This window comes from Paenibacillus sp. 1SOY10, assembly GCF_056836745.1.
Genome location: NZ_JBXENK010000007.1, coordinates 165979 through 178984 on the forward strand (window position 1 = coordinate 165979; position 13006 = coordinate 178984).

The window sequence follows — 13006 nt, forward strand, 5'->3', positions numbered from 1 at the left end:
TCTTTGCATAGATGATTGCTCTCCCTACTTGTTTTGATGCTACAAAGCAATCAAAGCCTGCTCCCCTACCTAAATCAAGAAGGAAAAAGTATTCCTAAGCAATATGACCTATCCCAGCTTAAAAAACCAGTGGATGCCATTAAAGATAAAAGAATGTTAAAGATTTCTTGGTTCATCTTGGGTGTACTTCTGATTGCCTATTTATTTAGTGATTTATTAAAGTTCCCGTATCCATCTTCGCAGGTGTTGTAGCTATTGTTTTTCTACTACTAGCTAAACAAAACCGGGAGATCAATACTTGGAAGCTTGTTAAAGGTGCTCCCTGGTCGATTGTTGTCTTTTCCATTGGAATGTATGTCGTTGTTTATGGACTCAGGAACGTAGGTTTGACTGACCAGCTTGGCCTTGTCTTTAAGTGGTTAGGCGAACAAGGTTTATTCAACGCTACGGTTGGTACAGGATTTATAGTGGCTATCCTCTCCTCTATCATGAACAATATGCCTACAGTTATGATCAATGCATTAGCGATCAAAGGAACAAACTCAACGGGCAGCTACCTATGTCATAACATTGTGTGGTCATGCTGATGAGCATTGCCCAGTTATCATGAATGCAAATGTGATTAAATCGCATTGGGGCTTTGACGATTCGGCGAAAGCAACTGGTACTGAAGAAGAAATCTTGACTCAGTTCCGAAACGTTAGGGATGCTATAAAAAGTCGGATTGAGTTGTTTATTGACCAAGGAAATTAATTAATAAGAATTTCATCACGAAATGAAGCAACTCTTGTCAAGTAGACAGGGGGCGCTTTAGTATTAGGTTGTTTTTATTTGTTTCTGACAATCCATCTTTTTTATACTTATTAAATTATATTAGTGACAAATAAAATACAGACGGCAGCTATAGATCCAAGTAGTACACTTACATAATTTCTCCTGTAATCATCAAGACCAGTGTTAGTCCCATCATAACACCAACCAACACCCTCACCCCTCTAAATGTTAAATGCCATTTCCCCCAAAATCCGGGTTCAGCACAAAACCCAATGTGATTGAGGAGTCTAAACATCTACAACGCACAGGGCCTGGATTTAACATGGGCAAAAAATTAGAGATCAAATGCTTCATAATACTTTAGAGCAGAAATATCGAATCTCATATGACTAAATGTAATATATAATTGACATTTAGTCATGTGGTATGCTACATTGTTTTTGAGAGGAGCCGAGGCAGCTTGAAAAATAAGAAAATGAAGATTGCCAGGGTCGAAGCTGACGTATCACAGGAGCGTTTATCCGAAATTGTCGGTGTCACAAGACAAACCATCAATTTAATCGAGTCTGGTAGCTACAATCCAAGCCTTAAGCTGTGTATTGAGATATGCAAGGCACTTAACAAAACATTGGATGATTTATTCTGGGAGGAATGAACATGCGTGGTGAGAAATCTGTAAGAGATGCCAAGATGGTAATGGTTGTATCGTTAATAATCGGCCTTATCCTGTTGATAGTCGGTTTTTTATCCCTATCTTGGGATATTACCTTCATTTCAGACAGTAAGGCATTGCTGGCATTGTCACTGTTACCATTGAGTATGGCGTTTGTTTCATTTCTAAAAGTATCGAGAATGAGGAAATCCCCCACTTTAATGCGGAAGATCTCGATTAAAGAGAACGACGAACGGCTGGTGGCATTGAATAATGCAGCTGATGCAGCCACATTTAAAATTCTTCAGGGAGCGTTGTTTCTGTCCTATTTTGGCTACATGTTTATGTTTCCAGAGGAAGTTTTCGAGTCGGCTGGTTGGTGGATGCTATTAACTCTCTTCTTAGGCTCAATGTTACTGCAAGGAATCTTTCGCCATCAAATATGTAAGACTAAGGCAAGTGATGGCTGATAAAAAACAGACAAAAATGTAGTAGCTTGATTGATCCCAATAAGGTTTCCACAAAGGTGCTGTTCACACAGCGCCTTTTTTCTTACACACTTTCCCCTCTTTTCCCAACTGGTGTCCTATGGTTGAGCAACCAGATCAACTTCCGTACCAGCATTCTCAATTCATTTAAACATGATGAAACTATTTTTTACTATTGATCGAATATACACAGTAGGAACTCAGAAACGGAGGGGACAAATTGAGTGCCGATTGGCGTTTCATATATAAAATACAGAGAACAGGAGACAAAGAAGCAGCCGATACACTGGTGCGATTATATTATCAGGAGATTTATCAATATGTTTTCAAACAGACTTCGGATAAGCAAGTCGCCTTAGATTTAACCCAGTCCATATTCATTTCTATGCTGCAATCCATTGCCAACTATCAAAGAAAGCAAGCCAGCTTCCGTACCTGGCTTTATCGTATTGCTACCAATAAGACGATAGATTATTACAGAAGCAAGGCCACGGAGCGAAAATACAGGGACTGGTACGCAGAGCCAGATATAGCTGAAGAACTAGCCGTAGATTATAAGTATGAACTAAAATCCTTTGCTGCAAGTTTGCAGAGCTATTTAAACACACTGGATGTCCGTTCCCAGCAAATTCTACGATTAAAGGTATATGGTGAACACACTTTCAGCGAAATTGCAGCATTGTTATCACTACCCGAATCAACAGTGAAGTCAAAATATTTCCGTCTATTAAAAAAACTTAGAGAGGAGTTTAAAGATGAATGGCTATAAATTATCCTCGGATGAATTAGATAGAGAGATTAAACAGATTTTAGAACGAGGTCTAACCAAACCTAAAAGTCTTTGGCAATACCTTATCGAATTACATCGCGCTCTCGGATTACGCTATCTATTTTTTAAAACCGGCAGCACATGGGTAATGACCGTATTACTAACGTTGCTATTGTTGATGCTCTGGCCTACTTGGAGCGAGGATTATTTGTATGCTGCTCTCTTTGCCGTTTCTCCTATTTGTTTTTTAATTATTGTACTTTTGACTGAAGCAATCGAAAAGCTAAGCGGTCTGTACGAATTGAAGATGACCTTGACTTACACTGTTCGGCAACTGGTTGTTGTCCGTATTCTATACTTTTCCTTCATCGGAAGTCTGTTCTCGATAATAATGAGCTTCTACTTTAGTCATTACTTAATAACAATGGAGGAATTCCCCAAATTACTCTCTTTATCACTAAGTGCGTTATTCCTGTGCGCCTTTGTCAGTGCCTTTACCATGAGGCATTTTCACTCCTACTGGAGTCAGATTTGCTCTCTGGTCTATTGGTTTCTATTCGGACTACTCCCCTATGTCTGGTTCGGTACACAATGGAATGCCTTTTTAAAACAGCTCCCGTTGGCGTTAACTGTAGTGATAGCCATATTAGTACTTATGCTCTTATTGCATGAGATCAAAAAAAATCTGATATTATACACAAGCGAGGTTATATAAAATGTTGGAAATTAATGAGGTTACCAAGAAATACGGCTCATTTACCGCTCTTGAAAATATATCCTTATCACTAACCAATGGCGTATACGGTTTACTCTCCCCCAATGGGGCAGGAAAAACAACGCTCATTAAAATGCTGACAACTTTAATCTTTCCAACCAAAGGAGAAATTCTGTGGAATGGGCAAAGTATTGCGGACTTAAATGAAAAATATCGACAGCTTCTTGGTTATCTTCCTCAACAATTTGGTTATTACAAGCACCAGACCCCCAGACAATTTCTACATTATTTGGCTGCCTTGAAGGGGCTGGATGCAGCTTATGCCAAGCAGCGAACGGCTCAATTACTTGCACTTGTTTCTCTCTCCGATGTGATGGATACAAAGATGCGCAAGTTCTCTGGCGGCATGATTCAGCGGGTAGGGATTGCACAGGCTATGCTGAATGACCCCAAATTGCTTATTCTGGATGAGCCTACTGCCGGTCTGGATCCCAAGGAACGAGTTCGCTTCCGCAACTTAATTTCATCGCTTTCTCAAGACCGAATTATTATTCTCTCCACGCATATTGTGTCTGATATTGAGACTATTGCTCATGAAATCATTATGCTAAAGGATCGCAAGCTGATTTGTCAGGATACGCCTGAAAATATTAGTCAACGCTTAAACGGGAACATTTATGAAACGTGGGAGATTGATCAGGTAAAACAGCCGCATTTTATCTTAACGGAGCGTCAAGAAGGGAGCCGAAAATTGATTCGGTTTATTTGTGAGGATGCTCCTTACAAAGGCCCTGGACGTGCCGTACAGCCTGGATTAGAAGATGTTTTTTTATATGTTTATAAGGATGAGAACGAGCTGTGAGTATTTACTTGCACGAATGCAGCAAGCTGATGCGTTCCACTGCCATCTGGGGATTCGTCATTTTGTGTCTAGGACTGAATCTATTGCTCGTCTGGGATAACTACCAGGACCCCTACGCACGCCTGATAAGCAGCACAGCTTATGAAACTGGCGTTATATTGGACGACGAGTACCAACATACTTTGTCTCAAATCAATATTCCAGCAGAACAAAGGGCACCATTCGACTATTTACAGGCAGACACCTCAGATGCGATAGATGTATTTGATACTTACTCAACGGATTATATAGCTGACATTTATATTGAAGCTACTCAACTGACTCCTGATTGGGCAGAGAAAATGCGTGCCAAGTACACTAGTCTGCAACAGGTTGTTGACAACAAGGCGGCAAGTGATGAGAGCATGTCCCTTTATTTTGCATCGTTAACGTATACCATGCACCAGCAATTATTTAAGCTGATATCCGGCTGGATGTTGACAGAAGGTGGACTATTACTAACGCTGCTCATGTTTCTTTCCATTGGCTATGAAACTATACATCGAACAGAAGACGTGGTTTGCTCTACACGAACAGGAAGAAGAATAACTTACTTTAAGCTGTTGGCAGCTCTGTCCATCGGTTTACTTATGTATGCCCTAATATGCTTTTTGACTTACATGCTCTTCTTTCAAATTTATGATTATGGTGCCATATGGCCAAGCCATGTATCCAGTCTGTTTAATTATCGAATGGATGTGCTGACAGGAACCAGACCGTTCATTACTTGGGAAAGCTTTAGTGTAAAGACCTATTTTTGGGCGACCCTTGGCATAAGGGTTGGTGTTATTATTTGCTTTTCTCTTCTAGCCTTTATAATTGGTATACTTATTCGGCACTTATATCTCAGTTTCTTCGTATTCCTTGCCGTAAACGTAGGAATGATTTTGCTACCTATGTATATATCTTCTTCAACATCCATTAGTTTATGGGTTAAATTCCAGATGATATTAACACCTGTCTGGCTTTGGCTCAAACAAAGTCTTTGGTTTACGGATGGAGATATGGATATTATCTGGCCTTACTTTGAAGTAAAAGGACTCTTTGCATCTTTATTTATCTTAATTATTCTTTGTCTACTATCAGCCATGCATTATAAAAGGAGAGATTTGGCGTGAACATCGTGCGTTATGAACTCAAAAAAATCTGGCGACCTCTAAATGTAATCACAGTTGCTGTTTTATGCTCTTTATTCTATTACTTATTTATCTCATTTGACATCAAATACTTTCCGAATGGACATCCCTCAACCGAGGATGTTGCCTTAAGTAAAGAATTATTGCTACGCTATGGACCAGTTCCGGAAGAGAAGCAACTGCACGACTTCATAGTAGAAAAACGTAATCAATACGTAATTGAAGCAGAAGAGTACATCTCAACCAACCCAGCCTTTGCTGAGGTGGGTATATTCAATTATGCTGATTATCTAACAGTACGTGAGCAAGAAGAGCAAGCCATGCATAGTCAAATTCAAGTGGATCAGGCCGCGTCTGATACTGCCAGAATCTTATTTAGTGCTGAAGCCAACTATATTGGCTTCAATTTGCAAAGTCTTAATTCACTTGAGGAAAATTATAATGGCTATCTTAGATATAATCTATCCTATATGAAGGAGGAAATGGTAAAAACAGATTATGAGCAATCACGTATTGATCAGATTCAAGAAACTGGGGAATATCGTAGTCTCATGAGCTATTGGGTGTACAGCAATACGGCCCGCGTCATGATTAACTTCAGTTTGTTGGTGGTTCTTGCCGTAATGGTATTAGTCTCTCCGCTGCTCGTCAATGATCACTCAAGCCATTTACGCTTTCTTCAATACTCATCACAGCTAGGTCGCAAGCTGATTCGACATCAGTTTATGGCTATCATGCTATCTGCTTTAATTTTGACTACTGTGTTATTAATTTTAATGGGAATTATTTATAGTAGCAATGAAACCTGGGTGTTCTGGAACACCGGAATGTCTTCTTTTTTAAATGCCGACTTTTTCTACTTGCTTCCCTATACGTACGGCAAGTATATTTTAACTTATATTGCTATGATCTATCTGCTTAGCCTTGGCACGACCACAATTGCTTTTATGCTGTCCCGATATAGCCAAAATCCTATTACATTAATCATGAAGCTCATTCCTGCCTATGGCATAATGGCGCTGCTAAGCTATAGCTTGGTCAATTTTCTCTTTATGAGCTACAATCATTGGTACACGTGGATTAGAATAGTAGGAATTGAATTCCTTATTGCTATTATCTTTTTCGCCATTGGTTGCCTGCTTGCAAGCTGGATCATGCGTCATGAACGCCAGGTGGAGATGATTTAATGCCATCCACCGGTGCGCCTATCGTATTCTGAATGGCATCATTGATATTAAAACTGCCGAGGAATGTAAGCGCCTGAAGGGTTTCCAGTACATGAATCGCTATAAAGAACAAGGTAATGAACCGGATTAAGGCGGTCCGATACAGCCATGGAAATAATATACCGAAAGGGACTTGAACCAGTGCAGAAAGCTGCAAGGCATTTTGCATCCATATTTGAACAGAGATATTCTCAGTTCAAGTAATAAGAGAGGCACTAAAACTCAAATAAAAAAGCTCACTAGAGATGAAGTGCTCCCTGTCAAGTAGACAGACTAAAAAACAAAACTATTAGTATTCATAGTCCCCTCGGTTATCAAAACTGAGGGGATTATTTTTCTTAGTTAAGCTGCTCGTCGATATTCGTTAGGAAACAAACCCTTTAATCGTTCGGTGTATCGAAAATTATTGGAATAATGAATACAAGTTTTTACACTACGAAGGAGGCTGTCATACGTATCGTACTTTTCCAGATAAAAGCTTTCTGCTTTAAAGGTACCCAGAATCGTTCAATGGGTTGGTTGTCCAAACAACGGCTTACACGGGACATACTTTTTGTAAACTTGGGTCTCTTTTGAAGTTGTTTGTATTCCAGTGAGGTATATTGTAGCCGCGGTCACTGTGTAAGAGTGGTGTAGCATTCGGGTTTCCTTTATAAGCATGCTTTATCGTATTCATGACAAGCTTATTGTTATTCGAATGGCTGAGCACCCATGAAACACAGAGTTGTCGTATCCATCAATAATGGCACTCAGATAGGCCTTGCGGCCATTTCCGTACTTTAACTCGGTGACATCGGTGCACCACTTTTGATTGGGGGCCTCCGCTTGGAATTTTCGGTCCATGACATTCTCAGCGATATGAAGAGCTGGAGCCTTCACGTAATTTGGCCGTTTCTTGCGAATCACTGCCCTTAATTCAAGGGCTTACATGATGCGGTAATACCGTTTACGGTTGTAGCTCTTTTTCAGCTTACGGTTCATTTGCATACGCATCTGGCGATAACCGAGTATTCCCTTTCGTTGCTTATAACGTTGTTGTACTTCCTTGGCCAGCGCAACGTTGGCCAGTTCCCTGTTGGAGGGCATCCATTTTAACCATTTGTAATAGGCAGATCGGGCGATTCCTGTTAGTTCACAGAGCTTGGTGATCGCATATCCTTTTTCGGCATGCAGTTCTATAATCGCTTGATAAATGTCTGCATGCCGAACAATGGTTAACGTGGTTTTCTTCGCCGGATCTCTGCCAACTTTTTTGCGAGGGCATTCTCCATTTCCAAATGCTCATTTCGTGCCTCAAGTTCCTTGATCCGAAGCTTTAACCGTTCCTGTTCGTCTAGCTCTTCTAGCGGCTTTTTCCGACCTCGGAGGTCTTTTAAGGCTTCATGACCATTCGCTTGATATTTACGAACCCATGCGTACACTTGCGAGTAAGAGACACCGTACTTGTCGATGGCTTTCTGGTAATCTAAATCATGGGCTATGGTGAATTGTACAATTTCAATACGTTCTTCGTAGGTCGTTTTCCGTCCTTTATTCATATGAGGGGATCCAATCCTTTTCCGAGTTGGTTTCATGTTCACCCCTTTTCACCGGAGAGTACATCTTGAATGGCAGATAGTTTTAGCTCTTTGGAGTAAGATTTCACCCCCTGGGTTTTCTTAGTCTCTTCACCATCTGCTTTGTATTTTCTTATCCAATCGGTAACCGTGTTTTTATCGACCCCTAGTTGTTTGGCCTCATGGTTGGGATTGGATTCATGTTGCAGGCAACGTCTTACAACCTGAATTTTAATTTCATATGAAATCGGGCTTCTTTTGGACATTACAAAAACTCCCATCATGGTATAAGTAGAGGTTGTTTTTTCTACTGTCTACTATGATGGGAGCATATCATAGGGGTATTTGGGATAGCCTCTTTGAGCTGTTACATAGATGATGGCCAATACGCTCTGGCTTTAAGGTTGTCTAAACAGATAGTGAGGCATTCACTTTCTATAAATGCACCTTCTTCATAAGTCCGTCCTCTCCAAATGACAGCGGGTCAATACAGACTTCTCGATGAAAGCCTTTTCCATCTATGAAGCGAGTTAGAGGTGTAACAAATCGATGATAGGAAATCCAGTACTTTCCAGTGTCAGGGTCACACATGATTGAATGATGAGCGGTGCCGAGCATATTTTTGTCTCTATTTTTCGTAAGGATGGGATAGCGGTAAGCTACCGGTCCGTACAGTTCCTCTGCTGTCCCATAGTTTACATGATAATCTTCGCTGCCTGTGTCATCGCAGGACCAGGTGAAATGGTAAATCCCATCCCTTTTGAGCACGGTAACAGCCTCGCGAAAGTCATATAACCCGTCTAAATTCTTCATTGTATCTTCGATAACGGATACCATATCCCCGCCCAGTTGCACAATTGCAGGATGAGCGTTTCCAAACAGTAAATAAACCGTCCCATCATCTTCTATATAAATGGATGGGTCGATAGCTTGCCCCATACAAAGTCCCAACTGTTTGACCTGATCCATCGTAATCAACGGCTCTGGCTGCGCACGAAACGGGCCAACAGGAGTATCAGCAACTGCTACACCAATGGCACTCTCGCCATCCGGCTTTTTGCCGCAAAAATAATAGTAATAACGGCCGTCTTTGCTGGCAATACACGGAGCCCAGGCGTTACCGACAGCCCAGGGGACATCATCGGTAGCTAGATCGAGAATAACGCCTTCATCCTGCCAAACCTTCATATCTGCTGACGAGAATACATGGAACTGCGTTCCTGACCAGCCGGTAAAGCCATCTGTTGTAGGATAAAGATAATAGCGGCTGCCTAACTTCACTAGATCTGGATCGGCAAATTGTCCTGGCAGCACTTGATGGCCATCTCCGAATGCCGCCAGCAGTAGACTACATTCTGCAGAGGTAATGGGGATAACTCCACCGTGACGTTTTTTATTTTCCCCCAAGTCAAATTCCCCTTCAGCAAGTACCCGGAAATCTCCGCTTGCAAGATCGCTGGTTAGCAGGGGTAGGTATCCCCGCCCTTCTGCATAGCGGTCCACAATCAGGCACCATTCGTCACGGTCGTTCATCTTAAAAACCTCTGGGCCCTCCACACCCATGATTGCTTCCAAAACCGGTGCGCTTATAAAGCTGAAGGCCTCTTTTTCCAGTGACACTCCCTGCTCAACCCGAATATTTTTGGTCATTTCATCCTTAGAAAACCGATAGTACGTACTGCCGTCCGCAATAATTGTCGTATCGATGATGTGGTTGCTGCGCTCAATATACGTTTCTGCGGCCGTAAATTCACGAAAATCCCTGGTACGCGCGCTATAGATTTTATGCTTCCATTCGTTTTCCTGCGGCTCCTGAGTAGCAGAAGCCCAGAATACAAGAAATTCATTCGTAGCCTCGTCGTAGATCGCTTCTGGAGCCCAGACACATCCGGCGCCTTCTACACCGACGGTGGCCGCCCAAGAGTCAGACCAGTTCACAAGATCGGAAGATTTCCAGACGATAATATCGCGGCTTCCGGCTTCAACTGCTGCATTCCAGCCTTTGCCGCTGGCAATGCGCAGATCAGTGGCAATTAGATAGAATACGCCTTCCTTTGGAGAGCGGATGATAAAAGGATCTCTGACCCCCTTTCCCCCTAGTCCTGATCGCAAAACAGGCAGGCCTCCATTTAAATCCTTAAAGTGCAGACCATTCTCGCTGTAGGAGAAATAGACCTGTTCGCCATCCGGCTGCTCACCAATAAAATGAACTAAAAGATAACCGGCGTAGGTTGGTGCAGACTGAGACACATTAAAACCTCCTTAGGGGAATTATGAATGTTGAGGATGAATTCTAAACACGGTAACGGAATGGCCCGAGAAGTCGTAATCGAGGCTATTGCCTTCGAAGGTTATTTCCCGAGTGGAAGGGCTGACCTTCAGCGGAGCAGCAAAGCTATTCTCGGCTTCCAGTTCTACTCCCGACATTTCATGTATTTCTGCTTTATATGAAGCGGCGCGCAGTTCCTTCAGCTCAATCCGGACTGGCAGCGGCGTATCCAGCACATTCACCGCCTTGACGATCACATCTCCGGAAGTGTCCTCCACACTTGCCGTATAATACAGGGGCTGAATCTCCGGTAAGCGGTCTTCTGCCCGGTTGATCATAATACCATTTACAAAGGCGCTAATCTTACGGCCCGAAACATGCAGTTCCAGCTCATAGTCGGTATCGCTATCAACAACGAACAGGCTCTGGGTCAGGCATGAGCCTCGGCCGCGAGTGATCGCGCTCAAGGTACTATCCTGATTCTGCCAGCCGCCAAGTTCCCAGATTAACCGGTTCGTTCTATCTTGCATGCCGAAATAAATCAGAAATCCGCGCGTTCCTCCATTTCTTCTGGCAGTTAGTTTAAGCGTATAGTCACTCCACTCTATATCTCCCAACAGAAAGGAGCGGAGCCCCTCTTCCTTACTCACTGCAGCTTCCGTATCCGTCAATTCAACGGGCTCTTCTGTTACTCTTCGCTCTCCTGTAAGATTATTTGTCAGCGTAATGTTCCGGTAGGTAACAGCCGTCTGCTCGGCAGCCAGCACAATGCTCCCTTTAATTGGTTGTTGAATTGCCTTTGGCTGCTCCGGCAGATTCTCGCTCTCAATATGTAGCAGTCTGTCTCCCTGATGGTTCATGAACAGCTTCTGGACATAGTAATTCGGTGTACCGAAGACCTGATGGTTATCGAACCAGATCATATTCGGCTTCCAGTTGACATAGTCGACATTGCACAACATTGGCGCATAGCAGGCCAGACCAATGGCATGGGCATTCTGTTCTAACCGAGTCATGAACGCAGCCTCTACCAAGGCATTGTAATAGGTATTCCCCCAAGAAGCGTATTCGCCAAGAAATACCTTAGGCTCCTCTGTCTTGAATAGATCGTAACGATCCATGTTCGCAAGAAACCACTCCGGCGACTGGTAATAATGCTCATCCACCAGATCCGAGCCATTCTCCCTTGCAGAAGCCCATCCCCGTTCGTATTCCCCGCCTGCCGCGAAAGGTCCGCTGCTATTAATTACCTGCATATCCGGATAACGTTCCTTAATCGCTTTATGGAAATGCGGATAACGCTCGAAGAATGGTTCTCCGACCTCTTCGTTGCCAATCGCAATATAATCCAGACCGAAGGGCTCAGAATGACCAAGCGAGTTGCGGACCGCCCCCCACTTGGTTGAAGCATCTCCTCTTGCAAATTCAATCAGATCGAGTGCATCCTGAATCCAGGGTCCCAACTCTTCAAGGGGAACGATACGCCCATGGTGAGGATCGTAGCCGCCGGGTAATACAGGAATGGCTTTAGCACCGATGTCCTCGCAGAACTGGAAGAATTCATAATAGCCAAGGCCGAGCGTTTGATTATAGCCCCAGTTATTGCGTCTTGCTGGGCGTGAGGTTACCTCTCCTATTGTCTTCTTCCAGCGATACATCGAATTCCGATCTTCTGGGTTTAAGGAACCGTCATGTACAAGACAACCGCCAGGGAAACGCATGAATTTGGGTTTCATATCGGCCAGCAGGACGGCAATATCCTCCCGCAATCCATTGTGGCGGCCAAGATAGGTCTTCTCGGGGAACAGCGACACCATATCAAGCTCCAGCCTGCCTGCGCCGCCGGTCAGAATCACCAATCTGCCGGAGTGATCGGTAGAGTTCGCCGTAAGTACCGCTTCGTATTTCTTCCATTCTGTTGAATCTACCATTAATTCTGTCGACGCCTTTAAGGCTCCATTCCTGTCTTCAATTAGAACGTGCACAGGTGTACCAAAGCTGTCGCTGCGCCGCATATATACGGAGAAGAGGTAATTCTCTCCTTCCTTGACCGCGATACCTGAATTGAAACCCGTATTAGATAGTCCGACTCCCCCTCCTGTCTCCAAAATCTCAATCACTGCATAATGGGGATTTTCCGGATGAAGTGGAAATTCGCTCCCAATACTCAGAGTAGAACGTCCACCCTCGCGCTCAACCTTCTCCCAAGCAGTTAGCGAGTGGTAATCATGACGGTCAATCGGGTCAAATTCAAAGGAGCGGTTTTGGACCAGCTCGGCGTAAAGGCCCCCGTCTGCTGCATGATTTATATCTTCAAAGAAAATGCCGAATAAGTCTCCTAGCTTGGTCTTGGGCTTATGCAAATACACATTCAGCTTTGAATTAATAGTCATGTCTCTACTTCCCTCCATAAATGTTTCGATAGTTATTGAAATCCGGTTTTATAACAAATAGCGACTACAACATAATAAAGCAAACTGACGCCAAGATAGTGTCGTCAGTTTGCAGCCCCGCCCCAAA

At 43.2% G+C, this 13006-nt stretch carries 13 protein-coding genes and 3 pseudogenes; 9 read left to right on the plus strand and 7 right to left on the minus strand.

Annotated elements, in window-relative coordinates; genetic code table 11:
* Window positions 1-84 precede the first annotated feature (84 nt).
* The 9 genes and pseudogenes from AC1VOR_RS16810 to AC1VOR_RS16850 all read left to right on the plus strand — a co-directional run.
* Window positions 85-551: pseudogene (locus tag AC1VOR_RS16810) on the plus strand (ArsB/NhaD family transporter); the annotation flags it as partial.
* Window position 552: 1 nt separating this feature from the next.
* Window positions 553-753: pseudogene (locus tag AC1VOR_RS16815) on the plus strand (low molecular weight phosphatase family protein); the annotation flags it as partial.
* 481 nt (window positions 754-1234) lie between these two features.
* A complete protein-coding gene (locus AC1VOR_RS16820; RefSeq protein WP_482619436.1) occupies window positions 1235-1429 on the plus strand; it encodes a helix-turn-helix transcriptional regulator in 195 nt (64 codons plus the stop codon).
* Window positions 1430-1431: 2 nt separating this feature from the next.
* Window positions 1432-1896, plus strand: coding sequence for a hypothetical protein (locus AC1VOR_RS16825; protein WP_482619438.1), 465 nt, complete (start codon window positions 1432-1434; stop codon window positions 1894-1896).
* Window positions 1897-2134: 238 nt separating this feature from the next.
* Window positions 2135-2683 carry an RNA polymerase sigma factor gene (locus tag AC1VOR_RS16830; protein ID WP_482619439.1) on the plus strand — a complete coding sequence of 183 codons (549 nt, stop codon included), beginning with the start codon at window positions 2135-2137 and terminating at the stop codon, window positions 2681-2683.
* Window positions 2670-3398 carry a hypothetical protein gene (locus AC1VOR_RS16835; RefSeq protein ID WP_482619441.1) on the plus strand — a complete coding sequence of 243 codons (729 nt, stop codon included), beginning with the start codon at window positions 2670-2672 and terminating at the stop codon, window positions 3396-3398. The genes AC1VOR_RS16830 and AC1VOR_RS16835 overlap by 14 nt, the downstream gene beginning before the upstream one ends.
* 1 nt (window position 3399) lies before the next feature.
* Entirely contained in the window at window positions 3400-4260 is an 861-nt protein-coding gene (locus AC1VOR_RS16840; protein ID WP_482619442.1) for an ABC transporter ATP-binding protein, read from the plus strand.
* The gene (locus AC1VOR_RS16845) at window positions 4257-5417 is read left to right on the plus strand and encodes a hypothetical protein (RefSeq protein ID WP_482619444.1); all 1161 of its coding nucleotides are present in this window, start codon (window positions 4257-4259) and stop codon (window positions 5415-5417) included. Before AC1VOR_RS16840 ends, AC1VOR_RS16845 begins: the two co-directional genes overlap by 4 nt.
* Window positions 5414-6622, plus strand: coding sequence for a hypothetical protein (locus AC1VOR_RS16850; protein WP_482619445.1), 1209 nt, complete (start codon window positions 5414-5416; stop codon window positions 6620-6622). The genes AC1VOR_RS16845 and AC1VOR_RS16850 overlap by 4 nt, the downstream gene beginning before the upstream one ends.
* Window positions 6623-6629: 7 nt before the next feature.
* Here the strand turns inward: AC1VOR_RS16850 and AC1VOR_RS16855 are convergent.
* The 7 genes and pseudogenes from AC1VOR_RS16855 to AC1VOR_RS16885 form a co-directional block, all read right to left on the minus strand.
* Window positions 6630-6794 (minus strand): annotated as a pseudogene (locus tag AC1VOR_RS16855) (VanZ family protein); the annotation flags it as partial.
* Between the two features lie 209 nt (window positions 6795-7003).
* The gene (locus AC1VOR_RS16860; protein ID WP_482619496.1) at window positions 7004-7165 is read right to left on the minus strand and encodes an IS3 family transposase; all 162 of its coding nucleotides are present in this window, start codon (window positions 7163-7165) and stop codon (window positions 7004-7006) included.
* A gap of 420 nt (window positions 7166-7585) precedes the next feature.
* Window positions 7586-7747: a hypothetical protein gene (locus AC1VOR_RS16865; RefSeq protein WP_482619446.1), complete on the minus strand. Its 162-nt coding sequence runs from the start codon at window positions 7745-7747 to the stop codon at window positions 7586-7588.
* A 128-nt stretch (window positions 7748-7875) separates the two neighbouring features.
* Window positions 7876-8199, minus strand: a complete 324-nt coding sequence (locus AC1VOR_RS16870) for a helix-turn-helix domain-containing protein (RefSeq protein ID WP_482619448.1) — start codon at window positions 8197-8199, stop codon at window positions 7876-7878.
* A 38-nt stretch (window positions 8200-8237) separates the two neighbouring features.
* On the minus strand, window positions 8238-8483 hold the full coding sequence (locus AC1VOR_RS16875) for a transposase (RefSeq protein ID WP_482619450.1): 246 nt from the start codon (window positions 8481-8483) through the stop codon (window positions 8238-8240).
* A 169-nt stretch (window positions 8484-8652) separates the two neighbouring features.
* Window positions 8653-10467: a glycoside hydrolase family 43 protein gene (locus tag AC1VOR_RS16880; protein ID WP_482619452.1), complete on the minus strand. Its 1815-nt coding sequence runs from the start codon at window positions 10465-10467 to the stop codon at window positions 8653-8655.
* A 21-nt stretch (window positions 10468-10488) separates the two neighbouring features.
* Entirely contained in the window at window positions 10489-12879 is a 2391-nt protein-coding gene (locus AC1VOR_RS16885) for an alpha-L-arabinofuranosidase C-terminal domain-containing protein (protein ID WP_482619454.1), read from the minus strand.
* Window positions 12880-13006: the final 127 nt, after the last annotated feature.